The following is a 26,365-nucleotide window of genomic DNA, read 5'->3' on the forward strand; positions in this document are numbered from 1 at the left end:
GGGACGCCGCGTGAGACTGCACCGGCTGGAGATGACCGCGTTCGGCCCCTTCGCCGACACCACGGTCGTCGACTTCGACGAGCTCGGCGCCGACGGGCTGTTCCTGCTGCACGGGCACACCGGCGCGGGCAAGACCACGGTTCTCGACGCCATCGCCTTCGCGCTCTACGGCAAGGTGCCCGGTGCGCGCGGTGAGAGCAAACGCCTGCACTCCGACCACGCCGACCGGCTCACCCCACCACAGGTGAGCCTCGAGGCGACCCTCGGCGGTCGCAAGCTGCGACTGACGCGCGTGCCCGAGTTCGAACGACCCAAGCGCGACGGATCCGGCACCCGGGTCTCCCAGCCCAAGGCCACACTCACCTGGCTCGACGGCAGCGGCGAAAACCTCTCGCGCATCACCGATATCGGCGACGAGGTGCTGCGGTTGCTCGGCATGAGCGCCGACCAGTTCTTCCAGGTGGTGCTGCTCCCGCAGGGCGATTTCGCGCGATTCCTGCGGGCGGAGAACGAGGATCGCGAGAAGCTGCTCGAAAAGCTCTTCGACACACAGCGTTTCGGCACGGCCGAGCGGTGGCTGGCCGATCGCAGACGCACCGCCGAAGCCGAACTCGGGGTGCTGAGACAGGGCATCGACCGGCTCATCACGAAGGTGGGAATGGCGGCCGGGTACGGCGGCGCGGAATCGGTCGGGCTGCCCGACGCGGTGAGCTGGTCGCAGGATCTGCTCTCCACGGCCCGCCACGAACTGGCCGAGGCCATCGCGAACACCGAACTGCGCCAGAAGGAGTCCGACGCCGCCCGCGCCGAAGCCGACGAGCAGCGCCGCGTCACCGAACTCCATGCCCGGATGCGGGCGGCCAGGTCCGAACTCGAGGCCTACACCGCTGCCGCCCCCCACCGCGCGGACCTGGAACGCGAACTCGACCAGGCTCGTCGCGCCGAACCGGTCGTCCAGGCCATCGACGAGGCCCGGACCGTCGTCCGCGACCTGCGCCGCGCCGAAACCGCCACGCGCGCCGCCGCCACCGAACTGGCTACCCAACTCCGCGCCGAAGCCGCTGCCGACCTACCCGGTCTCGACCTGCTGACCGTGATCACCGACGAGCCCGATGAGACCCGACAGAACCCGCGATCGGACGCGGGTACGGCTTCCGATCGTCGTCCGCACGTTGCGGATGCGCGCTCGACGGTCGACGGGTCAGGGCAAGCTGAGGGTGTCGCCGCTGTCGGCTCGAGCCATCACCTCGAGGACCCGATGGCGTCTTCGCTCGACGGTTCGCGTGAACAGGACGTGCGGTCGGTCCGGCCGCGCTCGACTGATACCGATGGTGAGACCGACCACCGCAGCGGTGCGAACGGCCGTGGCGTGCATGGTGCGAACGCCGGTGGCGTGCGCGACGCGTCGTCAGTGGGCGTCGCGGCTGGTCCGGTGCGGGATGTCGCGGGAGATCTCGACGGGGCTGTCAGTCGGTGGAACGCGCTGATCGGCGTGCTGGGCGAGGTCCGGGCCGAGGCGGTGACCGCAAGGCAGCTGGCGGGGGATCTCAGGGCGCACGAGGCGGAAGCCGAACGGTTGACGCGGCGGGCCGGGGAGCTGGCGCGACGGCGCGAGGAACTGCCCGCGATGATCGCCTCGGCGCAGGAGCAGTTGCGGGAGGCGACCGATGCCGCTGCGGCGCTGCCGGGGTTGCGCAACGAGCTGTCGAAATGGCAGGACTCGGCTGCCGCTGCCGTCGAATTGACCACCAAGCGACCGGCGCTGGACCGGGCGCAGGCCGAGCTCGACGAGGCCCGCCGCGCCCACCTCGATGCGCGGGAGCAGGTGCTCGACCTGCGTTCGCGGCGCCTGGCGGGGATGGCCGCCGAGCTCGCGGGCGCGTTGGTCGATGGTGCGCCGTGCACGGTCTGTGGTTCCGCCGAGCATCCCGAACCTGCCAAGCCGACCGACGACGCCGTGTCCAAGGACGCCGAAGACGCCGCAGTGGCCGCCGAGCAGACCGCCGAGGCCGCACGCGATCGAGTCGCCCAGCGCATCGCCACCCTGGAACGCGAGATCGAAGCGCTCACCGCACGCGGTGGTGCTGCCGACCCCGTCACCCTCGCCGACGCCGTCCGCACCGCTACGCATCGCTTCGAAGACGCCACCGACACCGCGAACCAAGCGACCGCCCTGACCGCGCGCCTGGAAACTCTGCGCAGCGAAGAGTCGGCCCTGCACGAGCAGTCCCGCGACCTCGACGCCCGCCTCGGCACCGTCACCGCCAACATCGCCACCACCCGCACCCGCCTCGACGAACTCACCGCCCGCCTGCGCACCGCGGCGGGCGCCGACACCTCCGTCGATGCCCGCGCCGCCCGCCTCGAATCTCTCATCACCGCGGCCACCGCCCTGCGTGACGCCCGAACCGCGGAATCCGCCGCCCGCACAGCGGTCAGCCGCATCGCCACTCGGGTCGAAAACCTCGCGGCAGCAGCGGGATTCCTCCCCGGAGATGCGTCGGCCCCCGAGGTACCGGCCGCGAATCACACGTCCGACACACCGGAAACACCGGTTCGCACGCCTCGGAACGCGGCTGCCACGGTGATGCCGACGCTGTTCGACCTCTTCGAGGAGGAGGCCGACGATGCGGAGCAGGCGGACGAGCCGGTCGCGCCGCGTGACGACATCGCCTTGCTCACTGCCTGTGCACAGATCGTCGGAGCGGCTGCTCGGACAGCCCGGCAGCAGGCGGAGATCGAGGCCGAGCTCACCGCCGCCGACCGGGCGCGGGCGCACGCCGAGGCAGTGCTGGCCGAGCCGGGGATCCAGGCTGTGGCCGAGCGGGTTCCGGGTGATCCGGTCGAATGGGAGCAGCGATTCGCGCTGGCCCAGAACGCGCTCACTTCGGCGGTCGCCGCGCAGTCGGCGGCGACCGAACGCGTCGCCCAGCTCGAACAGCTGAGTACCCAGCTCTGGGGTGAGGTGGACCGAATCGCACCCAAGCAACGAGAATTCGACGAGCTGGCCGGATTGGCCGAGGTGGTCGCCGGGCGCGGCGAGAACAATCGGCGAATGTCGTTGCGGTCCTATGTGCTTGCCGCGCGGCTCGAGGAAGTGGCGGTGGCAGGGTCGGTGCGATTGCGCCGGATGTCGGGCGGCCGTTACGAATTCGTCCACTCGGACAAGGCCGGTCCGCGCGGCAGGCGCGGCGGGCTCGGGCTCGACGTGCGCGACGACTACACCGGCTCCATCCGATCGGCGAAAACCCTCTCCGGCGGCGAAACCTTCATGGCCTCACTGGCTTTGGCGCTCGGCCTGGCCGACGTGGTCGCCGCCGAAGCCGGTGGCCTCACCCTCGACACCCTGTTCATCGACGAGGGTTTCGGCAGTCTCGACGCCGACACCCTCGATGCCGTCATGGGCGTCCTCGACGAGCTGCGCGCCGGTGGCCGCGTAGTCGGCGTGGTCAGCCACGTCGACGAGATGCGCCAACGCATCCCCACCCGCCTCCACGTCCTACGCGGCCGCAACGGCTCCCACCTGAAAACCACCGTCGCCTGACCTACCCGACCGCAGCCGCCTCCTTCGCGGGCGTCGGGCGCAGCGCGGTCGCGGCGAGGACGGCACCGAGCACCGCGAGGGCGGCGGCCGCGAGGAAGGCTGCCGACAACCCCGCTCGGTAGGCGTTCCCCGCTGCGGCAGTGGAGGATTCGGTCACTTCCTGGGCGAGCAGCAGCAGGGCGGTGACGCCGATACCCGATCCGATCCGGCCCGCTGTGTTGACGATCCCGGCCGCGGTGCCCGCCGCGGATTCACCGACGGCGGTGACGGCGGGCGCGGTGACGCCGACGAACGCGGCAGGCAGCCCGATGCCGAGCAGGACGGCTCCCGGCAGGATGTCGACGAGGTATCCGGCGTGCTCGGGGAGCCGGGCGAACCAGAGCATGGCGAGCGCTTGCAGCGCCAGACCGGCGGTGAGCACCCAGCGCGCACCGAGCCGGTCGAGCAGGTCGGGCAGCAGTGTCCGCGAGATGACGATATTGACCACCGCCACCGGCAGCACCGCCAACCCGGACAGGGTCGGGCTGTAGTGCTGGGTGTGTTGCAGATACAGCGCGACCAGGGCGAACACCGGCACATGCGCGGCACCGACGAGGAAATTGACCGCCGCCGACCCACTCACCTGGCGGACCAGGAACAGTTCGAGCGGCATCAACGGGTGGCGGCTGCGCGCCTGGGTCAGCACGAAGATCGCCAGCAGCACAGCGCCCGCCGCGAGCATCAGGGCCGGTCCCGTGCCGGGCGTCGGCTCGCCGAGTGCGCCGATCCCGTAGCCGAGCAGCAGCAGTGCCGTGGTCGCGGTGACGGCGCCGGGCAGATCGAGTTCACGCAACGCGCTGCCCACCCGCTGGGTGTCGACCGGCAGCAGCACCACCCCCACCAGGGCCAGCAGACCGACCGGCACGTTGATCAGGAAGATCGACGGCCACCCGAACAGGTCGGTGAGCGGTCCGCCGACGGCCGTGCCGATCGCGGCGCCCGCCGCGCCCATCGCACTCCACACCCCGAAGGCCCGATTGCGGGCGGCCGGCGTGGTGAAAATCGCTGTGAGCAGCGCCAATTGGGCGGGAATCAGCAGCGCGGCACCGACACCCTGCGCCGCACGCGCTCCGATCAAGAGCGCGGCCGACGGGCTGAGGCCGGCTATCAGCGAGGCCAGGGTGAACACCCCGAGGCCGAGGGTGAACATGCGCCGCGGCCCGACGAGATCGGTCGTTCGCCCGCCGAGCAGTAGGCAACCGCCGAAGGCGAGCAGGTAGGCGTTGGTGACCCAGCCGAGTCCGGATTCGGTGAGCCCGAGGTCGGCGCCGATGGACGGGAGCGCGACGTTGAGCACGGTGGTGTCGAGGAAGACGACGAGTTCGACGGCGGTGATCAACAGCAGGATCCACCGATCCCGAGAGGCCGTGGGAGCAGGGTCGGACATGACCGCACCTTTCACTAGAGCGTAACTCTAGCGAGAGTGTCACTAGAGTTGCGCTCTAGTCAAGTAGGATGCTCGGCATGAGTGAAAGCACCGCAGGAGTCCGCGCGGCGAAGACCACCGCGAACCGAACCCGCATGCTCAGTGCGGCCCGGGAGTTGTTCATCGAACGCGGGTATGCGGCGACCACCATGAAGGCCATCGCCGAGCGGGCGGGCATGGCCGTTCAGTCGCTGTACTTCACGTTCGCGAACAAGCGCGCGATCCTGGTCGAATTGCTCGACACCGACATCGCGGGCGATGCCGAGCCGATCGCCACCATGGATCGTCCGTGGTTCGCCGAGGCGCTGGCCGCACCCGCGCGCGAACAAATCCGGTTACAGGTCGTCGCGGCGGCCGAGATTCTGGCACGGGTCGCACCGTTGCTCGAGGTGGTGCGTTCGGCGGCATCGACGGATGCGGAGCTGGCCGAGATGTGGCGAACCAATGTCGAGCAACGGCTGATCGTCCAGCAACGGCTCGCCGCCGAGCTGGTCACGAAAGCCGCACTGCGCGAAGGACTGTCGGTGGAACGCGCGGCCGATATCGCCCTGGCGCTCACCGCGCCGGAAACCTACCGGCTGCTGGTCGGTGAGCGCGGGTGGACATCGCAGGAGTGGCAGCGGTGGGCCACCGAGGTGCTCGTCGCGCAGCTGCTCGACGAGGGTTGACCCGGGGTTGCCGAAAGCGGTCCGGCGTTATGCGGGAACGGGTTCGGGTCGGGTCGTCGGTTCGAACCCGGGTAGCCGCCCGTCGAGGTAGGGGATCATCAGCTGGATCAGTGGTCCGATGCCGAAGGCGTACACGACGGTGCCGATCCCCACGCTGCCGCCGAGCAGCCAGCCGGTGACGAGCACCGACGTTTCTATGCCGGTGCGGATCGTCCACACCGACCAGCCGGTCCGGGCAACCAGGCCAGTCATCAGTCCATCGCGCGGTCCTGGACCCATTCCGGCGCCGATGTAGAGAACCGTCGCGGCGGCATTCACCACCACGGCGACAACCATGGCGAGCACGCGCAGCCACAGCTGTTCCGCCGCCGGGATGAGCCACAGGCCGACATCCACCGCCACCCCGATCACCACCACATTGCTGATGGTGCCGAGTCCCGGTCGCTGCCGCAGCGGGATCCAGGCGAGCAGGACGACCACGCCGGTCAGCGCGGTCACCATTCCGAAACTCAACGGCACGTGCCCGGCGACGCCTTGATGGAAGACGTCCCACGGATCGAGACCGAGCCCGGCGCGGATCATCACCGCCATGGACGTCCCGTACAACCACAGGCCCACATACAGGGCGACCAGGCGGCGAGTAAGCATGCGCACCATCGTGCGCCCTACTGGACCCTTATGGAAGTGCCAATTGTCGAATACTGGACTGGTTTATTGCGGCACCGGGCCGTAGTACTCGCACTTGGCGACATGCATCCAGCCGCAGCGCGCGGCGCACCCTCATCCTTCGTGCGTGAGCAACCACCGCTTGGCCTCGAGCCCCCATCGGAACCCACCGAGCGCCCCGCCGATCCGCAGCACCCGATGACACGGCACGAACAGCGCGGCCGCATTGCGCGCACAGGCGTTGGCCGCCGCCCGGGTGGCCGCGGGCCGGCCGGCCAGCCCCGCGAACTCGGTGTAGGTGACCGGCTCACCCGCGGGCACCTTGCGCAGGATTTCCCATGCGTGCGTGAGGAATTCACCCGATCGCTGGCGCACCGGCACCGCGTCGATCACGGTGAGATCGCCCGCGTGGTAGTCGATGACCGCGCGGGTGACCTCGCCCAGCGAATCCCGTTGCCGCAGTTCGGCCGGTCGCAGGCTCGTGTGCACCAGACCGGCCAACCCGGTCGCGTCGGCGGTCCAGCCCGACGCCAGGACCGCGCCGTCGGCGTCGACGAGGGTGGTGAACGGTCCGATCGGCGTGCCGACCGTGGCGTAGTCGGCGTGCGTGATGGTCATGATGTCTCTTTCCGTCAGGAGTACGTGGGCAGTGGGACGGCGCCGCGCTGCACGAGCGCCGTCTTCCACAGGTGCATGGACAGGTAGGAGCGCCAGGGCGCCCAGCGTTCGGAGTCGGTGAGGTCGATGTCCGCGAGTGCGGCGCCCTGGCGGACGACCAGGTCGGTGTCGAGCAGGATGTCGGGGTCGGCCAGGGAGCGCATGGTCACGTAGTCGGCGGTCCACGGGCCGACCCCGTCGAGGGCGAGCAGGTCGCGGCGCAGGTCGTCGGCGGTGCGACCCGAATGCAGTACCAGTTCGCCATCGGCGATGGTCCGCGCGGCCGACACGATCGCGGCGATCCGGCGGGCGGGCCCGGTCAACACCTCGGCACCGTGTTCGGCGATGGCCGTGGGCGTGGGGAACAGCAGCGGTACCGGCCCCTCGATCCGTTCACCGAGCGCCTCGACCAGGCGCGCGGTGTGGGTTGCCGCCGCCCGCACCGAGATCTGCTGCCCGATCATGGTGCGCAACAACAGTTCCGGTCCGTCGAGGCAACCCGGCACGCGGATGCCCGGTGTGAACGGGCTCATGTCGCCGACGTTCGGGGTGATCCCCAATGCCTCGTCGATCCCCAGCGGATCGGCGTCGAGATCGAGCAGGTGTCGCACCCTGGCCACGGTCGGCGCCAGATCGCGCATATCCCGCAGGGCCAGTTCGGCTCGCACATGTCCCGGCCGGAACGACAACCCGATGGTCGCGTGCCCGTGCGGCGTGCGCAGGCTGCGCGTGTACACCCCGTTCTCCCACAGCTCCATCCCCGGCACCGTGTGCGCGGACAAGAACCAGGACAGCCACCCGGTATCGAGCGGTTCGCGATACGGCAGCCGCAATGTCAGCAGGCCGGGTGTGGCGGGTGCCTCCACATCATTGCGTGGTGAGCGGCGAGATTCGGTGCGCATCGTGGTCGGGCTCACCGCGAACACCTCGCGCACGGTGTCGTTGAACTGGCGGATGCTGGCGAATCCGGCCGCGAACGCGATATCCGACATGGGCATCTCGGTGGTCTGGATCAGCAGCCGTGCGGTGTGCGCGCGGTGCGCCCTGGCCAGCGCGAGCGGTCCCGCACCGAGCTCGGTGGTGAGCACCCGGGTCAATTGCCGTTGTGAATAGCCCAGGGTGGTGGCGAGTTCGGGCACACCACCCCGCTCGATCACCCCGTCGCCGATCAGGCGCATGGCGCGGGCGGCCAGGTCGGCGCGCACGTTCCACAGCGGTGAACCGGGCGCGGCATCGGGCAGGCAGCGCCTGCACGCCCGGTACCCCGCCTGCTGGGCCGCGGCGGCGGTGGGCAGGAACGACACATTGGTGCGCTTGGGCGTGATCGCCGGGCACGAGGGACGGCAATAGATGCCGGTGGTGCGAACCGCGGTGAAGAACTGCCCGTCGAAACGGGAGTCGCGGGTCGACACCGCTCGGTAGCAGCGCTCGAAGTCCAAAGCCGTGATGGTCACGTTGTCCACAATGACAGCGCACCCGGCCCGGTGCTAGCGGAAATCGGCCACCTATTCAGCAGCAGCGGTTGGTGGGGTTCCGCTCGGCTTCGGCATAGCGTTCGCGCCAGTAGTCGCGTTCGGACGGGACCGGGCGGTCCGGGTGGTTGCGGCGCAGATGGGCCACATACCGCTGGTAGTCCTGGCCGCCGTTGATCGCGCTGTACCACCGGGCCACCGAGCGCGCGCCCGTCCAGACGCGGTGCGCGAGGGCGCGGGCGGCCGATCCGATGGACCGCCCGCCCGCATCCCCGGCCGAACTCACGACACGTGCACCGATCCGGGCGCGGTCACCTTGCCCTCGGCGATGAGCACGTCCCACTCCTTCTGCACGTCCTTCTCCGCCTTCGTCGACACGAAACCGCTGGGGGAGAAGATCTTCGACGGCTGCTCCTCGGACTCGGAGCTTGTCACCTCACCGGTGCGGATCGCGCGCAGGCACACCAGCGCGCCGACGACGGTCACGATGAGCACGAGCACCGCGAACACGATCGACAACGTGCCCTGGATGAAGGTGTTGCGGATCGCGATCTCCACCTGCTCCGGCGTCTTGGCCGTCAGACAGCCCTTGCCCGCGTCCTTGGCGGCCTGGCACAGGCTGTGCTGCTTCCAGTAACCGAGCTTGGGATCGGCGGAGAAGATCTTCTGCCAGGAGGCGGTCATGGTGACGATGAGGTCCCACACCAGCGGAATACCGGGGATCCACGCCCACTTCCACTGCCCGCGTTTGACGAGGATGGTGAGCACCACCGTCAGCGCGATCGCGGCCAGCAGCTGGTTGGCGATACCGAACAGCGGGTAGAGCGCGTTGATGCCGCCGAACGGATCGTTGACACCCATCAGCAGCACGCCACCCCAGCCCGCGACCACGAGCAGCGAACACACCCACGCGCCGACCCGCCACGACGGATCACGGAACTTCTTGAAACCGCCGCCGAAGTTGCCGAGCGCGTCCGACACCAGGAACCGCGCGACGCGGGTGCCCGCGTCGATGGTGGTGAGGATGAACAGCGCCTCGAACATGATCGCGAAGTGGTACCAGAACGCCTTCATCGATTCGCCGCCGAGGAACTTGTGGAAGACCTCGGAGATGCCGACCGCCAGCGTGGGGGCGCCACCGGTGCGCGAGATGATCGTCTGCTCACCGACGTCCGAGGCCGCGTCGGCGAACAGTGCGGGCGTCGCCTCCGGGCCGTCGAGACCGAGCTTGTTGGTGTAGGCGGCGGCCGTCTCCGGCGTGCCACCGGTCAGCGAGCCGGGCGCGTTCATGCCGAAGTACAGGTGCTGGTCGATGATCGAGGCCGTGATGATGGCCATCACCGCGACGAACGACTCCATCAACATGCCGCCGTACCCGATCATGCGGGCATTGGATTCCTTGGCCAGCAGCTTCGGCGTGGTACCCGAGGACACCAGCGCGTGGAAACCCGACAGCGCACCACAGGCGATGGTGATGAACAGGAACGGGAACAGACTGCCCGCGAACGCCGGGCCCGTTCCGCTGGAAGCGAATTCCGACACCGCGGGCGCCTTCAGCACCGGCATGGTGATCAGGATGCCCGCGGCGAGCAGCACGATCGTGCCGACCTTCATGAACGTCGACAGGTAGTCGCGCGGCGCGAGCAGCAACCACACCGGCAGCACCGAGGCGAAGAAACCGTAGGCGATCAGGCACCAGGCGATGGTGGTGCGCGACAGGGTGAACCAGTCCGCGCCCCACTCGGTTTCCGACACCCAGCCACCACCGACGATGGCGGCCAGCAGCAGCACGATGCCGATCGCGGACACCTCGCCGACCTTGCCCGGGCGCAGATAACGCAGGTAGACACCCATGAACAGTGCGATCGGGATGGTCATCGCGATCGAGAACACGCCCCACGGGCTCTCGCCGAGGGCGTTCACCACGACCAGTGCCAGCACTGCGAGCAGGATCGTCATGATGGCCAGGATCGCGACGATCGCCGCGACACCGCCCACGGCGCCGAGCTCGTCGCGCGCCATCTGGCCCAGGCTGCGGCCACGCCTGCGCGTCGAGGCCCACAGCACCAGGTAGTCCTGCACCGCACCGGCGAACACCACGCCGACGACGATCCAGATGGTGCCCGGCAGATAGCCCATCTGAGCTGCCAGAACCGGACCGACGAGGGGACCGGCGCCGGCGATGGCGGCGAAGTGGTGACCGTAGAGCACCCGCCGGTCCATCGGCATGAAGTCTTTGCCGTTGTCGTAGATCTCGGCCGGGGTGGCCACGTCGTCGCGCGGCTTGGTCACCTTCCATTCGATGAACCGGGCGTAGAACCGGTACGCGATGACGTAGGTGCACACCGCCGCGATCACGATCCACACCGCGTTCACGGATTCTCCGCGCGCTATCGCGAGATAGGTCCACGCGCCGGCGCCGAGCACGCCGATCCCCGCGAACACTGCCTTCTTCGCGGGCGTGATCGGCGTGCGATCGACGACACCGACCGGAGGCAAGTCCGGTTCGGTCCGCAGATATTCGATGGTCGTCGCCATTGACTCAACTCCTGTACAACGCGCAGAGCCTCGGGTGAAGCATCGACAACGTAGCCGATGTGCTCTGCGCGCCGGACAGGATCACACGCCGTCGCGCCCAAGATGAAATTTTGTTCAGGTGTCATTCACCTGCGTAGGTGCCGAAGCTCCAGAGGTTGCCCTCGGGGTCTTGGGCGCTGAAGCCTCGGGAGCCGTAGTCCTCGTCGCGCAGTTCGCGGATGATGGTGGCGCCCGCTGCGGTGGCGCGGGTGTGGAGGGCGTCGGGGTTGTCGGTGACGAGGTAGATGTTGGCGACGCCGGGTGGTCGGGTGCAGAAGGGGGAGTCGTCGCGGCCGGTGGAGCTGAACATGATGCCGCCGCCTTCGGGCCAGCGCAGTTCGCCGTGTTCGACGATCGACGGGTCGTCGTCGCGGGCGTAGACGGCGGTCGCCTCGAAACCGAAGGCGGTGGTGAGGAATTCGATCATGGGGCGGGCGTCGGTGAAGGCCAGGCAGGGCCAGACCGCGCCGCGGGTGTCGGTGGAAGTAGTCATGTCCTCAGCCTCGCGCTTCGGCCGCCCCCGGGTCTTGGACGGATGGAATCTCCTCGGCCAGCCATGCTGTCGGCGCCACGCCTGCCAGTTCGGCGAAATCGCGATTCAGGTGCGCCTGGTCGTAGTAGCCGCAGGTGGCCGCGATCTGGGCGATCGAGACATACGACGGCGTGTTGGCGAGCATGCGGCGGGCCCGTTCGAATCGGATGATCCGCGCCGCCAGTTTGGGGCTCGCACCGAACTCGGCGGTGAACTTGCGGGTGAGGTGTTGTCGGCTCCAGCCGATGCGTTCGGCGAGGGGATTGATCGGACAGGTGCCACCAGTACCGACGAGAGTGCGCCAGGCCCAGGTCAATTCGGCGCCGGGGACCGATTCGGTGCTGGCCGCCGCTGTGAGCGCCCGGTCGCAGGCGGCGAACCTGCTCGGCCAATCATCGTGCGCGTGCACAGCGTCGGCGAGTTGATCGCCCAAAGACCTTCGAGCTTGCGAGCATTCGATCGTCACATCCCACATCTCGCTCGCGGGCATTCCGAACAGCACACGGCTGCCGAGTGGGGTGAGCTCGATGGCGACGCCCTCCTGGAAACCGGTGTGCGCGATCATCGCCGGGGCGGCTTGTAGTCCGCTCAGCACACAGCGGTAGCTGCTCGGTGGTTGACGCCGGTCGGTCTGCTCGACGACTTCGATCGGTGGGCCCGCGGCCACGATGAACGTCATGTGCCGCGAGGGCAGACCGCGGTGCAATCCCGGTTCGTAGCCCGTCATGCGATAGCCCACATACCGGTCGATGAACGCGGCCAGAACCGGCGCGGGGGCTGCCGTCACCACCTCCGTGGTCGCCTCCATACGCGTCACGCTACGCCGGGGCCGTGCTCGTCGCGACCTGGTCTCGCACGTACATGGGGTAACTCACCGGGTACGGGCCCACTTGCCCGATCTGGTGCCCGCCGGCCGCCGACGACAGCCTCCCCGCGCCTGAATCAGGTCGGAGTCGCGGGGAGGCGGAAGAGCGTTGTTGCGCACGTGTCGGGGTGCTCGCGCTCGGGTAACCGAACCGAGAAGGTGCTCTCCGTGCCGTCATCGATGCGGTGAGATATCGCACTCGACGGGTCGGAGCGTGTGGAAACACGAGGTCAGCCGGTTAATCTTGCGCCTTCGTCCAATTCTGTAGGAGGTGTCATGCGGCGGGTTCAGTACGAGCGCAGCAGTGGTCCGGAGGTGCTCGAGGTCGTCGCGGCCGAGGTGCCGGTGCCCGGTGCCGGTGAGCTGCTGGTCCGGGTGGAGGCGATCGGGGTCACCCTGTCGGCGCTCCGGCGCATCAGCGTGGCGCAGCCGTTGCGGGCCGAAGTGGCCGGTGAGGTCGTCGCTGTCGGCGACGGGGTCGACGGGTACAGCGCCGGCTACCGCGTGGTCGGCGTCTGTGACGCCGACGCCTACGCCGAATACGTGCTGCTCTCGGTCGACCAGGCCTCCGCGATTCCCGACGGCGCCTCCGCCGTCGACGCCGTCGCCCTGATGCGCAGCGGGCTCGTCGCCCTCGGCGCACTCGACACCGTCGCACCGCGCGACGGCGAGACCGCGCTGGTCACCGCGGCCGCGGGCGGAGTCGGCCACCTCGCGGTGCAGCTGGCCCGCGTGCGCGGCGCGAGCTGGGTGGTGGCCGCGGTCTCCGACCAGGGCAAAGCCGATTTCGTTCGCGAACTCGGCGCCGACGAGGTGTACACCTACGATCAGCTGCACTGCGGCAAGCAGGCCGACTACGCCCTCGACGGTGTCGGCGGCAGCGACCTCGGCAACACCCTGACCGGCCTCGCCGAGGGCGGCCGCGCCGTCACCTACGGCAGCAGCGGTGCGATCGACACCGAGGAACTACTCGCGGGCGGCAAAACCCTCACCGGTTTCCGCATCGGCCGCCTCGCCCAGCGCGACCCCGCCCGCTACGAGGACCTGCGTCAGGAGGTCTGGCAGCACTACGCGTCCGGTCTGCTGCATCCGGTCGTGCACGCGGAGTTCGCCCTCGACGACGCGGCCGCCGCCCACGCCGTCATCGAGCAGCGCACCAACCTGGGCAAGGTCGTCCTCGTCCCCTGAACGGCCGGACTCGCCATTGCGAGCTGGTCACCCGATCACCACGCGCCGGCGGCGGCGAAGCCCGAGAGGGGGCCGCCACCACAGCGTGGTGATCGGATGTCCAGCATTCGGCTCGGTCTGCCGGGCCCGGTGGACGCCCGCCTGCTGCCGGGGCGGGGGCTGGTCGTCGTCGCGGACCCGTAGACTCTGGTCCTTGTGAGCCTCACCCTCGGAATCGTCGGCCTGCCCAATGTCGGAAAGTCGACCCTGTTCAACGCGCTGACCAAGAACGACGTGCTGGCCGCGAACTACCCGTTCGCGACCATCGAACCCAACGTCGGCGTGGTCCCGTTGCCGGACAAGCGGCTCGACCAACTCGCCGAGATCTTCGGCTCCGAGCGGATCGTGCCCGCCGTCGTGTCGTTCGTCGACATCGCGGGCATCGTGAAGGGCGCTTCCGAAGGCGCGGGCCTCGGCAACAAGTTCCTCGCCAACATCCGTGAGGCCGACGCCATCTGCCAGGTGGTCCGCGTATTCGCCGACGACGACGTGATCCACGTCGACGGCCGGGTCGACGCCGCCGCCGACATCGAGGTCATCGAGACCGAGCTCATCCTCGCCGACCTGCAGACCCTCGAGAAGGCCATCCCGCGCCTGGAGAAGGAAGCGCGCGTCAAGAAGGACCGCAAGCCCCTGCTCGACGCCGCCAAGGTCGCCGAGGGTTTCCTCAACGAGGGCACCACCCTGTTCGCGGCGGGCAAGAAGATCGACGCCGAGCTGCTGCGTGAGCTGTCGCTGCTCACCATCAAGCCCTTCCTCTATGTCTTCAACGCCGACGAATCCGTCCTCACCGACGAGGCCAAGGTCGCCGAGCTGAAGGCCGCCGTCGCCCCCGCCGACGCCGTCTTCCTCGACGCCAAGGTCGAAGCCGAACTCCTCGAACTCGACGACGAATCCGCCCTCGAGCTCCTCGAATCCATCGGCCAGACCGAACCCGGCCTGCACGCCCTCGCCCGCGCCGGCTTCCACACCCTCGGCCTGCAGACCTACCTCACCGCAGGCCCCAAGGAAGCCCGAGCCTGGACCATCCACCAGGGAGACACGGCCCCTAAGGCCGCAGGCGTCATCCACACCGACTTCGAACGCGGCTTCATCAAGGCCGAAATCGTCGCCTTCGACGACCTGATCGAAGCAGGCTCCATGGCCGCCGCCAAGGCTGCGGGCAAGGTCCGCATGGAAGGCAAGGACTACATCATGGCCGACGGCGACGTCGTGGAATTCCGCTTCAACGTCTAGCGTTGCCGAGGCTGTGGAACGTTTGCCTCGTTATCGCTTGCTGACCGGACCGGACGATTCGGGTTTTTGTCGGCGGGTCAGTGAAGCGCTGGAGATGGGTTACGAGTTGTACGGTGGGCCGGCTGCGACCTTCGACGGTGAGCGGGTGATCGTGGCTCAGGCGATTCTCTGGACCAGGGACGAGCCGACGCCGGCAGCGTAGTTTTCCCAGCGAGTTCGACTCGGGTGGAGGCCTGCAGATAGCCGACGCAGGCGTGGCCTGTTGTAGGGGTGTCCACCATGGTGGGGATCACGTCACCCTCGGGGGAGCGGGCTCAGCACTCGGGGCACTGATGATCGGGGGCCGGGCGGCGCAGAGTTGATGGTGTCACTGAAGTGGACCGGAGGCTCGAATGTCGAACGTCAGCATGATCAGCAGCTCGGTGGAGCGTTGTGGCACGGTGACGGCCGGGGACGGCGTGGCGTTGGCGGTTCGCGAGTACGGGTGCCCCGATGCCGAGCTGACGATCGTGCTGGTGCACGGGCATTGCCTGCGCAGCGAGTCGTGGACCGATGTCCGGGATGTGCTCGTGCGTGAGCACCCGCAGGCTCGGATCGTGTGCTACGACCACCGGGGGCACGGTGGTTCCGGCGTGGCGCCACGGCACACCTACAACCTCGAACAGCTCGGAGACGACCTGCACGACGTGCTCGAAGCCGTCGCCCCGACCGGCCCTGTCGTGCTCGTCGGCCATTCGATGGGCGGGATGACCGTGCTGACCTACGCGCGCCGGTATCGCGAGGAGATCGGTACGCGGATCGTCGGCGTCGGGCTCATCGCGACCGCGGCGAGCGGGCTGGCCGACGCCGGTTTCGGCCGTCTCCTGCGCAATCCGCTCATCGCGGTGTTCCAGGCCTCGGTCCGGCGCGCACCGCGACTGATGCAGCGGGCGAAACTGCTGGCCTGCAAGGTTTTCGCACCGGTCGTGCGGGCCGCCGAATTCGGTGACCGGACGGTGGACCCGCGCGTGCTCACCCTGGCCCAGGCCATGCACAACGCGACCCCGATCGTGACGATGGCGAGTTTCCTCGGCGCCTTCAAGGCATTCGACCGCACCGACGCGCTCGCCGTCCTGTCGGGTATCCCGACGTTCGTGCTGTGCGGTTGCGCCGATCTGATGACCCCGCCGTCGCATTCGATCGCGATGGCCGCGGCCGTCGACTATTCGGATCTGGTGCTGATCGACGGCGCGGGTCACTCGGTGATCCTCGAGCAACCCAACCAGGTGGCCGCGGCGATCGGCAGGCTGGCCCTTCGCGCGTTCGATGCCGAAAGCACCCTGTTCGCGTCGGCCGCATAGGGCGGTGCCCAAACCTCCCGAGGAGGCGACCGCGATCCGTGTGAACGTACTGCGAGCAGGCCTACTCCTGCACCTTGCCGACCGCCAGCGCGGCATAGCCTCGCGTGTGCTCCGCAGTCGGCCGCTGTATACGGTCGAGTTCCCGGAATCCGACGCGGGCGAGGACATCGGTGAGAGTGTCGACGGGCCAGCGGTAGGCGGTGGTCACCCTGTGTGGAAAGGGCTCCGTGGTCGTGTCGCCGTCGAAGAAGCCGAGTACCAGGCGACCGTCCGGGGCGAGAACCCGATGGAACCCGGTGAGCACAGCCGCGATCTCATCCGGCGGAATGTGGATCAGCGAGAACCAGGACAGTAGGCCCGCGACGGACTCGCTCGGCTTGTCCAGCGCGCGGATCGAGCCGACTTCGAAAGCGACCGTGGGATAGGTGGACCGGGCGTGGGCGATGAATTCGGGAACCAGGTCGATGCCCTCGGCCGCGACGCCCGCTTCGGTGAGGATGTGTGTGAAATGCCCCGGCCCGCAGCCGAGGTCGAGGACGGGACCCTCGGTGAGGTGGCGCAGGACGAAAGCGGAGTCCTCGGGATCGACGGCGGCGGGAAAGCCGCAGACCTCGATGTAGAGCTCGTGCAAATCGCTGTAGGCCGCTCGGACGGCGTCGTCTACCACGATCCGACCGTACCAACGCGAAACAGGGCGCCCGGTCTGTTGTCCGTTTGTGCGGCGGGGGACAGGGTAAGGCGGGAAGCGAGGAACCGACAAGCCAGACGAAGGGACCCGACCATGCCGATCAGGCCTGTCCGCCGCATTGCCCGCACACTGCTGGGGACGACGTTCATCGCCACCGGAGTGAACGGTTTGATGAATTCGAAGCCGCGTGCCGAGGCGGCCGCCGCCCTTGCCGACAAGGGGCGCGACAGCCTGCCCGACGCGTTGGCCGCCAAGGTCCCCGACGACCCCGGCAAGATGGTGCAGATCAACGCGATGGTGCAGGTCGCCGGTGGTCTGCTGCTGGCAAGCGGTCGCGCACCCCGCCCCGCCGCCTTCCTGCTCGCCGCCACCGTCGTCCCGGGCACCGTCACCGAACAGGACTTCTGGTCCGAATCCGACCCCGATCGCAAGGCGGTGAAGCGGGCGGGATTCCTGAAGGACCTCGGCCTGCTCGGCGGCCTGATGATCGCGGCGGCCGACACCGAGGGCAAGCCGTCGCTGGGCTGGCGTGGTCGCCGCGCCGCGCACAAGCTGATGGATCGCAGCCCGAGCCTGGCCGAGCAGGTGCGCGACGAAGGAGTGGTTGTCCTCGACGCCGCCAAGACGCGCGGATCGCAGCTGGCCGAGGTCGCCAAGGAACGCGGCCCCCAGCTCGCGGAGCTGGCTCGCGCCCGCAGCGAGCAATTGGCCGAGCTGGCCAGGGAACGCGGGCCGCAGATCGCCGAAGCCGCCCGCGAGCGCGGCGCCCACCTCGCCGAGGTGGCGCGCGACCGAGGGCCGGAGGTGGCCGAGGAGGCGCGTGGCCGAAGCTCGCATCTGGTCGAGATCGCCAAAGGGCGTGGTGCGCAGCTGGCCGAGGTCGCCAGGGAACGGGCCGAGATCGCGCGAGAACGTGGCGCGGAGGCTGCCGAGGTCGCCCGGGAACGTGGCGCGGAGGCTGCCGAAGTCGCCCGGGAACGTGGCGCGCGGGCGGCCGAGGTCGCGCGTGAGCGGGGTGAAGAGGCCAAGGTCCGCGGCAAGCGTGCCGCCAAGGTCGCGCGTAAGGAGGCCAAGGCTCGCGGTAAGTACGCCGCCGAGGTCGCCCGTGAACGCGGTGAAGAAGCCAGGATTCGTGGCAAGCACGCCGCCGAGCTGGCCCGCGAACGCGGCTCGGAGCTGACCAACGGCAAGCGCCGCCCGCTCCCCTCCGCAGCGGCTGACCTCGCCGACCTCGTCGAAAAGACCACCGCGACAACGGCATCGGCCGTCCGTGAGCGCTCCGCCCGCCGATAGGCACCCGCCGATGCCGTAGCGGTGACGGCTGAGGGGTGCTCGACCAGCGGACCAGCCGCCTCACCGTCGAGGGCTGCTCGGCCACATCGGCCGGCCGTCCGGTGGCGCTCGTACCGACTACCGAGTATCGCTCCACAACCGCGGAACCCAACCGCCGTACCGCTACCACAGCGGTGCGGCGGTTGGTGTTGTCGGCTGTAGGAGACCGAATCCGCGTGGGCAGTTGGTCACGCCCCGAACCCACGGCTCCACGCCTGCACTACTTTTGCCGCCGTTGACCTTTGGGACTACCCACAACGATCTGCCCCGATATCCGTGGTCTGTCGGACCGGCCCCGCATGGCGGAGTATGGAACTCGCGCGGGAGATCGGCTAATCCCGGCGAATCGGGTTCGATGCCGCGCTCAGGTGTGAATACTGGGCTTTCGCAGTTGTTTTCGGAGAGTGGGATTCATCAGATGTTGTCCGGTCGTGAAACGTCCAAGCCGTATGCCGTTCGAGTCGCGTTGGTCGCGGCGGCGGTGACGATCGGGGTGCTCGGTTCGGCGGGCCAGGCGGCCGCGCTACCGGGCTCGGGTTCGGCGAGCGGGTCGGCCGATCTGGCGACCGGGTCGGCCACCGGTTCGGCGAACCTGGCGACGGGTTCGGCGGCGGGCTCCTCGGATACCGGTGCCGCGGGCGGTTACTTCGCCTGGCAGTCGTCGCAGTTCCTGAACAACACTCTGCGGTTCCTGCTGTCGCTGCCGCAGGGAACCCTGCGGTAGGCCACCTACTTCCAAGCCTTTTCCCAGCGCTCGGCGGCCCAGTCGCGCACATCGGGGCTCACCAGGATCGCGGGTAGCAGCAGGGCGAAACCGATCGCGAGCACCGCGAGCCGCACCCACACGCTGAGTTCGGCGAGCGCGCGCAACACCGCGGGCAGCACGCACAGTGCCGCGAGGACGACCAGAATGATCGCGGCGAGGTTGCGGCCGGGGCCGGCGATCAGCGCCGCGCACGTACCGAAGCACAGTCCGAGTACGAGCCCGACGACGCCGACGAAGTAGTTGTCCCAGGCCAACCAGCCGGGGCGCGCTGTCCGTTGTGTGGCCACGGCCGCAGCTTAACTCGAGCAGCTACTGGTTTGCGGCGTCTCGGACGGAGCCGTCGAGAAGCGGGCAGAAGGTGACGAGCGACCATTCCCGCCGGGGCACGATCGAGTCGTGCACCTGCATGGTCATCGCGACGGCAGCGCCGGTCTCGGGGTGCCGGAACCGCTGCACCGGCCGGTCGAGGTGGGAGGGCACGTCGGGCTCGGTGGTCCAGAACCGTTCCCATTCCTCGGCGACCGCGCAGGCCGCGAAGAGCCGGTCGATCCGCTCCTTGGGCACGACGCCGGGACTCATCACCCGGAATCCGTAGACGCACAGGTGAACCTGCTTGTCCCAATCGAGCATCACCTCGCGTGAACGCGGGTCGAGCAGCATCCATTCCAGCAGCGTGGTGCTGGTATCGAGGCCGGGAAAATACCGTGTCCAGGCCGAATTCGTGGCGACCACATCGTAGGTCGTGTACATCTGCAGGCTGGCGGGATACGAGATCGAGTCGAGCAGCACGAGATCGGCGGTGGGGATGTCGCTCGGGATGTCGGCCGGCGGGCTGCCGTAGCGGTCGGCCAGCGACAGCGACACCAGGTGATCGCGGAAAAGGGCCGGCACGTCGAGTGCGTCGAACAGCGCGGTGAGCGCTTCCAGGGTCGGTGTGCGCGAGCCCTGTTCGATCTTCTGGATCAGGGCGGGGGAGATGCCCGCCCGCGCGCTGAGCGCGACGCGGGTGAGGCCTGCCGCCTCGCGACGTTCGCGCAGGTACCTGGCGATGGCCAGGTGCGGGTCTTCCACGTCGCGGTCCTCTTTCCTGCGGTGGGACAAACTGGGACAGTCGTCTAGCTTGACCGACCGTACGGCGTTCGCGAAAATTCTTACAGCCGGGCGGGGCAGCGTCGGGCTGTCCATCAGTAGTTCCGGAGCGGAACGGTCGCCGGAGGGGACGGCACGCGTGGTTGTCGCGCGCGCCGAGAGCGCCGTCCCTGTCGAGGCGTCGATACCCGGGTGGCGCAGGGGTCCACCCGGTGATCACGATCCGCATTCGCTCCGGGACCACGCTGCGAGATTCTTCCGCGTACAGGGAACCGTCGGCCTTCGCGATTCGTCTAAAGAAGCAGAGACCGATGAAAGCGGGGGGCGATGACGCAGCTGCAGACCGGGCGCACCGGGCGCGGTTCCAGATGGATCCTTGGTATTTCCGGCGTGCTCGCGGCCACGGCGGTGCTGGTCACCGGGTTGGTGTGGTGGCAGCACGACTGGGGTGAGCCGTTCCCGGCCCTCGACAGCGAACATCTCGACGAACAGCAGATCGCGCTGGTCGACGTGTTGCGCCGCGAATACGAGAAGCCCGGCGACGGACCGAAGTACGCCGAGGGCGTGCGGGAGGCGTGGTGCGCCGACTTCGTCAGCTGGACCATGCGCGAAGCGGGCAGGCCACTGAGCAACCCGAACTCCGGTTCCTGGCGTATCCCGGGGGTGTACACGCTGCAGGAGTATTACGAGACCGTCGGCCGGTTCACCCGTCCCGACGTGGGGTACCGGCCGCGCATGGGCGACGTGGTGCTCTACGGCCCCGACAGCCCGCTCGGTCAACACACCAACATCGTGTTGAAGGCCGAGGGCGACGCGATCACCACCATCGGCGGCAACGAGATGGGCACGATCCGGATCCGCACCATCGAGGTGAGCGAAACGCCCGACCTCGTGGGGTACGGACGATTCTGAAAGTTACTGTCGCGCAAGGTAACCGACCCCGCCGACGCGGCACGACCGGGCCGGTGCACGTACGATGGACAACGCGGCGCCCGGCAGCGCCGCAGCCGACCCCTCCGTCCTGCTTCCCCCTCATCGGCAGGACGGGGGAGTTGCGCCGACAGCCGGGTGCTCATTCCGATCACGTACCGTGTTCGATGTGCGTGTGAAGGTGACCGGAGAAGCACGTCGTGACCCGAAGCGGATCGAGTACGCCGATTTCGGCGAGCGATTCGTCAGGTACGCGGTGACCGAGGACCGGATCGCCGCCGCCGTCGCGGGCATGACGGGGCGTGGTGTGCAGATCGGTCCGTTCTCCCTCGGCCCGGCGGGATTGGCCGGTTTCGCCGCCGAAGGCGCCCTGGGCACCCCGGTGGTCACCCGCAACCCCGGTGACGCGCTCACCTTCGGTGTGAAGGTCCCCTTGAAACTCGCGGTGAACCTGATTCTCGGGGGCCGCAAACTCGGCGTGGCCGCCCTCGTCGAAATCGCCCTCACCCTGCACGCCCGCACCGCCGCACCGCTGCTCCTCGTCATGGACGTCGGCACGGTGACGGCCAAGGACGTGAGCTTCACCCTGCGTGCCGAGGCCATCGACACCGCCTGGGAAATGCTGCTCGACCCCATCGCGGGCCTCGTTCAGCGCGAGGTCGCGGGCCGGGTCAACGCCATCATCAGCGACCCCAAGGCGCGAGCCGAGCGGGTGTTCGACATCGAGGCGATTCTCGACGGGTACCGCTCCCCGCACCGCAACGACACCGTCTTCGACTGGATCGACCACCGCGAATTCGGTCTGCGCTTCTTCACCCAGATCGTCACCCGCGACCGCGTGCACAGTGTGGTCGCCCAGATGGCGGGCGGGGAAATCGCGATCGGACCGCTGTCGGAGGGCCCGCGCGGCGCGGCGACGGTCACCGTGCGTGGCGCGATCGAGCAACCGCGCGTGGTCGAGCGCGGCGCGGCCGTGCCCGGCGAGCTGCGGGTGTTCGACATGACCCTGCCGGTCGGCCTCGACATCACCGTCGACGTGCTCAAGGCCAACCATTACCGCGCCGACCTCGAGATCCCCTTGGTCCTCACGGCGCGCGCCGCCGAACCGCTGCAGATCGTGATCGAGGTGCCGCCGCCCGCCGTCGAGGACATCTCGATGGAGTTCACCGCGAAGGGTTTGCGCGCCGCGACGCTCGCCCGGCTGGCAGGCATCAAGAAGCAGGTGATGGCCCAGGTCGTCGCGGTGGTGAGTACCGAGCTCGCCGACCCTTCGGGCCGGACCATCGACGTCGGCGCCGCCATCGACGGCGCCGCCTGAGCTGTGACCGATGGTGCTGCTGTGATTACTGGGTCTAGCGGTGCCGGTGTGAGCTGTGGTGAAATGAGTCGCACGTTCTAGGCTCCCGGCGCGTACGGGGTTGACGCGCCGGGCTCGCTTGCCGGTTGTGGTCGGGTTGCGCGAAGGAGTCCTGTGATGCGTTCTGTTCCGGTCACCCGGCGTGAGTTCTTCGGATTCGCCGCCGCCGCGACAACTCTCGGCCTCGGACTGGCTGCCACGCCTGCCGCGGCACAGTCCTACGGCACCCTGGTGGACTACGCGGCCGGCGTCCCCTCGGCCGCGGCGATCAAGGCCGCGGGCCACATCGGGGTGATCCGCTACGTCTCCGATCGCAGGCCGGGTGCGGAGTGGATGGAAGGCAAGCCGCTGCTGCCCGGCGAAGTGGAAGACCTGTGGGCGCACGGGTTGTCGATCGTGTCGAACTACCAGTTCGGCAAGGGCCCGACCGCCGATTGGCGCGGTGGCCTCGAAGCGGGCAAACAACACGCCGAACGCGGCTGGGAACTGCACACGGCCGCAGGCGGCCCCGACACCGCCCCGATCTACGCCTCGATCGACGACAACCCCTCCGAGCAGGAGTTCGACGAGATGATCGCGCCCTACATCGAGGGCTGGCAGTCGGTGCTCGGCCCCGACCTCGTCGGCATCTACGCCAACACGCCGACCATCGACCGCGCCCTCGCCGCAGGTCTCGGTTCCTGGTTCTGGCAGCACAATTGGGGCACCCCGAGAGGTTTCGTGCACGACAACGCCCACCTGCACCAGTTCGAGATCGACAAGCGCGCCATCGACGGCGTCGGCGTCGATGTGAACACCGTCCTGGCCTCGGACTACGGCCAGTGGTGAGCTAGGTCTGGCAGTGGCAGGTCGCCCCGGACCGGATGTCGGGCTCGTCCTCGGGCATCACCCGCAGCGCGGATCGTGGTTCGGGCTCGGCGAACACCCCGCGCCACGACAGCAGCGACCAGCGGGACAGTCCCGACAGCGCCGATCCCAGGCTCACGAACGAACCGGAGGAGAGCAGCGACCCGAACGATCCGACGGACCCGACGGACAGCACCGATCCGATGCTGCCGATCGACAACACCGAGTACGCCGACCCGATCGACAGAATCGACCCTTCGGATCGATAGGACAGGATGGACCGCCGAGACCGCCGGCTCCGAACAGTCCGAACGTCCTCGGAAGAACCGCGCATGGTCGCCATGATCTCGGTCTACCACACCGAATACCCGGCGGGAACCCCGCGAGCACCAAGCATTACGGACAACTCGTCGGGGACGGGCACCCCTGAAACAACGCGAGCCCGGCGCCGTTCGCGAGAACGGGACCGGGCTCGAGTCTCGGTGACCTACACGGTGAAGAAACCAAGGGTCGGCATGAAGTTGCAGGTGCGCGGGGCGGCACCCTCGGCGGCGGTGGTCAGCGACCCGGAGATCACCGCGACCACCCGGCCGTGACCGGTGTTCGCGATGGTCGACAGCGTGGCGGGCCCACCGGGGTTGATCTTCGCCTCGTCGGTGAGCGTCTGCACGCCCGACTGACGGGTGTCGAGGTTGAGCCACTGCACCGTCATCGGCGGGTTCTGTTCGGCGGTCGGCGCCTTGGTGCCGAGCGCGGTGAACACGAAACCGGCCTGCCCGGCGGCGGGGCCGGGCGGGGGCAGCTGCGCCGGACCGGGGACCGCGAGCGCGGTGCCGACCGAGTCGGCACCGTCACCGATGCACGCCTTGCCGATGGTCGGGTACAGGAACTGCGCGATGACCGGGCCGTTCTCGGGGATGTCGGGGCCACCGCCGCCGCTGCCGTCGAGGAAGGTGATGATCCGCTCCAGCGTCGCCTTGATGGCGGGCGGCAGATTCATGGTCGCCAGCAGGACCCGCGCCTGATCGAGCAGGGCGGTCTGCGGGCTCGCGACATCGGCGGGACCGGCGATCAGGCCGGTCACAGCGGGCGCGAATGCGGCGAGCGCGTCGACCGGGACGCCCTCGGGCACCATCGGCACGCTGACCGGGGCCGCCTGCGCGGCGGGCGCGGCCGTTGTCGACGCGGGCACGGCGAGCATGGCGCCTGCCGCGAGGGCGAGAGCGGTCGTTGCGATCCGCGATGCTCGGCTACGAAGCACTTGTCCAGCCGTCCTTACCTCGGTGTTGCGATGGGCGAGGGTTGTCGGTCCCCATGACGGGGTCACTCTAAGGACAACGCTGCCGTGTTGTACAGCCGCCGGGCCCGTACACGCATCCCGGCCGAAAATACTCTGCATCGAAGCTAGCCCTGTGACGTGTTACACGTGGGGACGTTGATGCAACTGTGACCAGCGGTGTCGCGCAGGAACATCACCGGATCCGGTTTTCGAGGCCCGCCAGGGCCGAAAACCCGCGGCGCCGGCCGCCGAACTATTGTGATCTGGCACCGCGTACGCGCCATTTCATACGACCGAAAGCACGGCCTTGAACCGACACCTCCGATGGGCTCTCGCGCTGCTCGGACTGTCCGTGCTCGCCCGGCTGGCCTGGATGCTGTTCGCGCCCAATGGGCTCAACGTCGTCGACCTGCACGTGTACGTCGACGGTTCGGCCTCGCTGCTCACCGATCGTCTCTACGACTTCACCTACGCGGAGAAGACGCCCGATTTCCCGCTGCCGTTCACGTATCCGCCGTTCGCCGCGCTGGTCTTCTTCCCCCTGCACTACCTGCCGTTCCCGGTGGTCGCGGTCGGCTGGATGCTGGCGACCGTCGCCGCGCTCTACGGCGTGATCGCGATCAGTTTCGAACTGCTGCTCGGTAAGAAGACGGCGGGGGAAACGAAGTGGGTCACCGCCGCGGTCGGCTGGACCGCGCTCGGTGTGTGGCTCGAGCCGGTGCGCACGACCATCGATTACGGCCAGGTGAATGTGTTCCTGGTGTTCGGGGCGATGCTCGCGGTGCGCAGCTCCCGGTGGTGGATCTCCGGTGGGCTCGTCGGTGTGATCGCGGGGATCAAATTGACGCCTGCGATCACCGGCCTCTATTTCGTGGCTCGTCGCCGGTGGGCGACCGTGGTGTGGTCGGCGGCGGCGTTCGGCCTGACGGTCGCTGTGAGTTTTCTCATCAATGCCCACGAGGCGAAGCGCTATTTCGGCACGCTGCTCGGTGACGCCGACCGGATCGGCCCGGTGGGTTCGGTCTGGAATCAGTCGTTGCGCGGCGCGCTGAGCCGGATCCTCGGCTACGACGTGGGTTCCGGCCCGTGGTGGATCGCCGGCGTGCTGCTCACCGCCGTGCTGGCGTTCCTGGCCTGGCGCACGCTCGGCCCCGACGACCGGCTCGGCACCCTGGTGCTCGTGCAGCTGTTCGGCCTGATGATCTCGCCGATCTCCTGGTCGCACCACTGGGTGTGGCTGATCCCCACGGTGTTGTGGCTGCTCTACGGCCCGCTGAAGGCCGAGCGGATGGCGCGCGCGCTCGCCGCGTTCTGGGTGCTGACGATGCTGGTCGGCGTGCCGTGGGTGCTGTCGTTCGCGCAGCCGACGATCTGGGAGATCCCGCGTCCGTGGGTGCTGGCCTGGCTCGGCGCGGTGGATGTGATCGGGGTGTTCGTGCTGCTCGGCTGGCTGGTGTGGCGCGGACGCGACACGCTCGCCGCGCAGGTGCGTGGCCGTCGCGCGGTGGAGGTCCGGGCGGGCTGATTCAGCCGCCGACGATGTCGTCGATCGTGTGCGCCATCGCGGTGTCCTGCCCGGTGAGCCCACCGGCCGAATGCGTGCTGAGCGTGAAACGGATTGTGCGCCAACGGATATCGATGTCGGGATGATGATCGGCCTGCTCGGCCGCGGTGGCGACCTTGCGGACCAGTTCGATCCCGTCGAGGAAGCTCGGGGCTTTCACCGTGCGGGTGATGGCGTCGCCCTCGCGTACCCATTCCGGCAGCGTGGCCAGGGCGATGGTGATCTCGGGGTCGGAGAGCAGCGGAGTACCCATGACTGCAGTTCT

25 protein-coding genes and 1 pseudogene are annotated in these 26,365 nt (G+C 68.7%); 12 read left to right on the top strand and 14 right to left on the bottom strand.

What is annotated here, in order from left to right:
- The first annotated feature begins 10 nt into the window (after positions 1 to 10).
- Positions 11 to 3,544 (top strand): SMC family ATPase, encoded by a 3,534-nt coding sequence (locus AB0I35_RS19945; RefSeq protein WP_357397566.1) that lies wholly within the window; start codon positions 11 to 13, stop codon positions 3,542 to 3,544.
- Between the two features lies 1 nt (position 3,545).
- Here AB0I35_RS19945 and AB0I35_RS19950 read toward each other — a convergent pair whose 3' ends face one another.
- Positions 3,546 to 4,970, bottom strand: a complete 1,425-nt coding sequence (locus tag AB0I35_RS19950; RefSeq protein ID WP_357397567.1) for an MFS transporter — start codon at positions 4,968 to 4,970, stop codon at positions 3,546 to 3,548.
- Positions 4,971 to 5,047: 77 nt separating this feature from the next.
- On the opposite strand from AB0I35_RS19950, the gene AB0I35_RS19955 reads away from it, so the two are divergent.
- The gene (locus AB0I35_RS19955; RefSeq protein WP_357397569.1) at positions 5,048 to 5,677 is read left to right on the top strand and encodes a helix-turn-helix domain-containing protein; all 630 of its coding nucleotides are present in this window, start codon (positions 5,048 to 5,050) and stop codon (positions 5,675 to 5,677) included.
- A 27-nt stretch (positions 5,678 to 5,704) separates the two neighbouring features.
- Here the strand turns inward: AB0I35_RS19955 and AB0I35_RS19960 are convergent, their stop codons facing one another.
- The 7 genes from AB0I35_RS19960 to AB0I35_RS19990 all read right to left on the bottom strand — a co-directional run bounded on the left by AB0I35_RS19960 (position 5,705) and on the right by AB0I35_RS19990 (position 12,389).
- Complete coding sequence (locus tag AB0I35_RS19960) at positions 5,705 to 6,325, bottom strand: hypothetical protein (RefSeq protein WP_357397571.1); 621 nt, start codon at positions 6,323 to 6,325, stop codon at positions 5,705 to 5,707.
- A 132-nt stretch (positions 6,326 to 6,457) separates the two neighbouring features.
- Positions 6,458 to 6,961: a methylated-DNA--[protein]-cysteine S-methyltransferase gene (locus tag AB0I35_RS19965; protein WP_357397572.1), complete on the bottom strand. Its 504-nt coding sequence runs from the start codon at positions 6,959 to 6,961 to the stop codon at positions 6,458 to 6,460.
- A 14-nt stretch (positions 6,962 to 6,975) separates the two neighbouring features.
- Positions 6,976 to 8,463: an AlkA N-terminal domain-containing protein gene (locus AB0I35_RS19970; protein ID WP_357397573.1), complete on the bottom strand. Its 1,488-nt coding sequence runs from the start codon at positions 8,461 to 8,463 to the stop codon at positions 6,976 to 6,978.
- Between the two features lie 46 nt (positions 8,464 to 8,509).
- Positions 8,510 to 8,758: a YbdD/YjiX family protein gene (locus tag AB0I35_RS19975; RefSeq protein ID WP_084456758.1), complete on the bottom strand. Its 249-nt coding sequence runs from the start codon at positions 8,756 to 8,758 to the stop codon at positions 8,510 to 8,512.
- Positions 8,755 to 11,010 (bottom strand): carbon starvation CstA family protein, encoded by a 2,256-nt coding sequence (locus tag AB0I35_RS19980; protein ID WP_357397574.1) that lies wholly within the window; start codon positions 11,008 to 11,010, stop codon positions 8,755 to 8,757. Before AB0I35_RS19980 ends, AB0I35_RS19975 begins: the two co-directional genes overlap by 4 nt.
- 121 nt (positions 11,011 to 11,131) lie before the next feature.
- Entirely contained in the window at positions 11,132 to 11,542 is a 411-nt protein-coding gene (locus AB0I35_RS19985) for a VOC family protein (RefSeq protein ID WP_357397576.1), read from the bottom strand.
- A gap of 4 nt (positions 11,543 to 11,546) precedes the next feature.
- Positions 11,547 to 12,389 carry a helix-turn-helix domain-containing protein gene (locus AB0I35_RS19990; RefSeq protein ID WP_357397577.1) on the bottom strand — a complete coding sequence of 281 codons (843 nt, stop codon included), beginning with the start codon at positions 12,387 to 12,389 and terminating at the stop codon, positions 11,547 to 11,549.
- A gap of 333 nt (positions 12,390 to 12,722) precedes the next feature.
- Between AB0I35_RS19990 and AB0I35_RS19995 the strand changes: the two genes are divergently transcribed.
- The 4 genes from AB0I35_RS19995 to AB0I35_RS20010 all read left to right on the top strand — a co-directional run bounded on the left by AB0I35_RS19995 (position 12,723) and on the right by AB0I35_RS20010 (position 16,249).
- Positions 12,723 to 13,634, top strand: a complete 912-nt coding sequence (locus AB0I35_RS19995) for a zinc-binding dehydrogenase (RefSeq protein WP_357397578.1) — start codon at positions 12,723 to 12,725, stop codon at positions 13,632 to 13,634.
- Between the two features lie 195 nt (positions 13,635 to 13,829).
- Positions 13,830 to 14,909, top strand: a complete 1,080-nt coding sequence (gene ychF, locus AB0I35_RS20000) for a redox-regulated ATPase YchF (RefSeq protein WP_357397580.1) — start codon at positions 13,830 to 13,832, stop codon at positions 14,907 to 14,909.
- 13 nt (positions 14,910 to 14,922) lie between these two features.
- A complete protein-coding gene (locus AB0I35_RS20005; protein ID WP_357397581.1) occupies positions 14,923 to 15,111 on the top strand; it encodes a DUF1737 domain-containing protein in 189 nt (62 codons plus the stop codon).
- A gap of 190 nt (positions 15,112 to 15,301) precedes the next feature.
- Positions 15,302 to 16,249 carry an alpha/beta hydrolase gene (locus AB0I35_RS20010; RefSeq protein WP_357397582.1) on the top strand — a complete coding sequence of 316 codons (948 nt, stop codon included), beginning with the start codon at positions 15,302 to 15,304 and terminating at the stop codon, positions 16,247 to 16,249.
- Between the two features lie 61 nt (positions 16,250 to 16,310).
- Here AB0I35_RS20010 and AB0I35_RS20015 read toward each other — a convergent pair whose 3' ends face one another.
- Positions 16,311 to 16,916 carry a class I SAM-dependent methyltransferase gene (locus AB0I35_RS20015; RefSeq protein WP_357397583.1) on the bottom strand — a complete coding sequence of 202 codons (606 nt, stop codon included), beginning with the start codon at positions 16,914 to 16,916 and terminating at the stop codon, positions 16,311 to 16,313.
- A gap of 114 nt (positions 16,917 to 17,030) precedes the next feature.
- Here AB0I35_RS20015 and AB0I35_RS20020 point away from each other — a divergent pair, with 114 nt between their 5' ends.
- Positions 17,031 to 18,230, top strand: coding sequence for a DoxX family membrane protein (locus AB0I35_RS20020; protein ID WP_357397585.1), 1,200 nt, complete (start codon positions 17,031 to 17,033; stop codon positions 18,228 to 18,230).
- 457 nt (positions 18,231 to 18,687) lie between these two features.
- The gene (locus AB0I35_RS20025; RefSeq protein ID WP_357397586.1) at positions 18,688 to 18,993 is read left to right on the top strand and encodes a hypothetical protein; all 306 of its coding nucleotides are present in this window, start codon (positions 18,688 to 18,690) and stop codon (positions 18,991 to 18,993) included.
- 5 nt (positions 18,994 to 18,998) lie between these two features.
- Here the strand turns inward: AB0I35_RS20025 and AB0I35_RS20030 are convergent, their stop codons facing one another.
- Positions 18,999 to 19,322, bottom strand: a complete 324-nt coding sequence (locus AB0I35_RS20030; RefSeq protein WP_357397588.1) for a hypothetical protein — start codon at positions 19,320 to 19,322, stop codon at positions 18,999 to 19,001.
- Between the two features lie 22 nt (positions 19,323 to 19,344).
- A complete protein-coding gene (locus AB0I35_RS20035; RefSeq protein ID WP_357397589.1) occupies positions 19,345 to 20,106 on the bottom strand; it encodes a helix-turn-helix domain-containing protein in 762 nt (253 codons plus the stop codon).
- A 345-nt stretch (positions 20,107 to 20,451) separates the two neighbouring features.
- On the opposite strand from AB0I35_RS20035, the gene AB0I35_RS20040 reads away from it, so the two are divergent.
- From AB0I35_RS20040 to AB0I35_RS20050, 3 genes are all read left to right on the top strand, one after another.
- Positions 20,452 to 21,036: a CHAP domain-containing protein gene (locus AB0I35_RS20040; protein WP_357397590.1), complete on the top strand. Its 585-nt coding sequence runs from the start codon at positions 20,452 to 20,454 to the stop codon at positions 21,034 to 21,036.
- Positions 21,037 to 21,223: 187 nt separating this feature from the next.
- Complete coding sequence (locus AB0I35_RS20045; RefSeq protein ID WP_357397592.1) at positions 21,224 to 22,372, top strand: hypothetical protein; 1,149 nt, start codon at positions 21,224 to 21,226, stop codon at positions 22,370 to 22,372.
- 156 nt (positions 22,373 to 22,528) lie between these two features.
- Positions 22,529 to 23,239: a DUF1906 domain-containing protein gene (locus AB0I35_RS20050; RefSeq protein ID WP_357397593.1), complete on the top strand. Its 711-nt coding sequence runs from the start codon at positions 22,529 to 22,531 to the stop codon at positions 23,237 to 23,239.
- Position 23,240: 1 nt separating this feature from the next.
- Here AB0I35_RS20050 and AB0I35_RS20055 read toward each other — a convergent pair whose 3' ends face one another.
- Positions 23,241 to 23,600, bottom strand: coding sequence for a hypothetical protein (locus AB0I35_RS20055; RefSeq protein ID WP_357397595.1), 360 nt, complete (start codon positions 23,598 to 23,600; stop codon positions 23,241 to 23,243).
- Positions 23,601 to 23,744: 144 nt separating this feature from the next.
- Positions 23,745 to 24,518, bottom strand: a complete 774-nt coding sequence (locus AB0I35_RS20060) for a hypothetical protein (RefSeq protein WP_067485726.1) — start codon at positions 24,516 to 24,518, stop codon at positions 23,745 to 23,747.
- A 319-nt stretch (positions 24,519 to 24,837) separates the two neighbouring features.
- Here AB0I35_RS20060 and AB0I35_RS20065 point away from each other — a divergent pair.
- Positions 24,838 to 26,016 (top strand): annotated as a pseudogene (locus tag AB0I35_RS20065) (mannosyltransferase); the annotation flags it as partial.
- 46 nt (positions 26,017 to 26,062) lie between these two features.
- Here the strand turns inward: AB0I35_RS20065 and AB0I35_RS20070 are convergent.
- The gene (locus AB0I35_RS20070; protein ID WP_357397597.1) at positions 26,063 to 26,353 is read right to left on the bottom strand and encodes a 4a-hydroxytetrahydrobiopterin dehydratase; all 291 of its coding nucleotides are present in this window, start codon (positions 26,351 to 26,353) and stop codon (positions 26,063 to 26,065) included.
- Between the last annotated feature and the right edge of the window lie 12 nt (positions 26,354 to 26,365).

It is taken from the genome of Nocardia sp. NPDC050378, assembly GCF_040655675.1.
Taxonomy (GTDB): Bacteria; Actinomycetota; Actinomycetes; order Mycobacteriales; family Mycobacteriaceae; genus Nocardia; species Nocardia coubleae.

Coding starts and splice junctions, on each gene's coding strand:
- AB0I35_RS19965 (WP_357397572.1), bottom strand. CDS start 6,961: ATGACCATCACGCACGCCGACTACGCCACGGTCGGCACGCCGATCGGA.
- AB0I35_RS20050 (WP_357397593.1), top strand. CDS start 22,529: ATGCGTTCTGTTCCGGTCACCCGGCGTGAGTTCTTCGGATTCGCCGCC.
- AB0I35_RS19985 (WP_357397576.1), bottom strand. CDS start 11,542: ATGACTACTTCCACCGACACCCGCGGCGCGGTCTGGCCCTGCCTGGCC.
- AB0I35_RS19980 (WP_357397574.1), bottom strand. CDS start 11,010: ATGGCGACGACCATCGAATATCTGCGGACCGAACCGGACTTGCCTCCG.
- AB0I35_RS19990 (WP_357397577.1), bottom strand. CDS start 12,389: ATGGAGGCGACCACGGAGGTGGTGACGGCAGCCCCCGCGCCGGTTCTG.
- AB0I35_RS19950 (WP_357397567.1), bottom strand. CDS start 4,970: ATGTCCGACCCTGCTCCCACGGCCTCTCGGGATCGGTGGATCCTGCTG.
- AB0I35_RS19960 (WP_357397571.1), bottom strand. CDS start 6,325: ATGCTTACTCGCCGCCTGGTCGCCCTGTATGTGGGCCTGTGGTTGTAC.
- AB0I35_RS20010 (WP_357397582.1), top strand. CDS start 15,302: ATGTCGAACGTCAGCATGATCAGCAGCTCGGTGGAGCGTTGTGGCACG.
- AB0I35_RS20055 (WP_357397595.1), bottom strand. CDS start 23,600: ATGGCGACCATGCGCGGTTCTTCCGAGGACGTTCGGACTGTTCGGAGC.
- AB0I35_RS20025 (WP_357397586.1), top strand. CDS start 18,688: ATGTTGTCCGGTCGTGAAACGTCCAAGCCGTATGCCGTTCGAGTCGCG.
- AB0I35_RS20070 (WP_357397597.1), bottom strand. CDS start 26,353: ATGGGTACTCCGCTGCTCTCCGACCCCGAGATCACCATCGCCCTGGCC.
- AB0I35_RS19995 (WP_357397578.1), top strand. CDS start 12,723: ATGCGGCGGGTTCAGTACGAGCGCAGCAGTGGTCCGGAGGTGCTCGAG.
- AB0I35_RS19955 (WP_357397569.1), top strand. CDS start 5,048: ATGAGTGAAAGCACCGCAGGAGTCCGCGCGGCGAAGACCACCGCGAAC.
- AB0I35_RS20020 (WP_357397585.1), top strand. CDS start 17,031: ATGCCGATCAGGCCTGTCCGCCGCATTGCCCGCACACTGCTGGGGACG.
- AB0I35_RS20040 (WP_357397590.1), top strand. CDS start 20,452: ATGACGCAGCTGCAGACCGGGCGCACCGGGCGCGGTTCCAGATGGATC.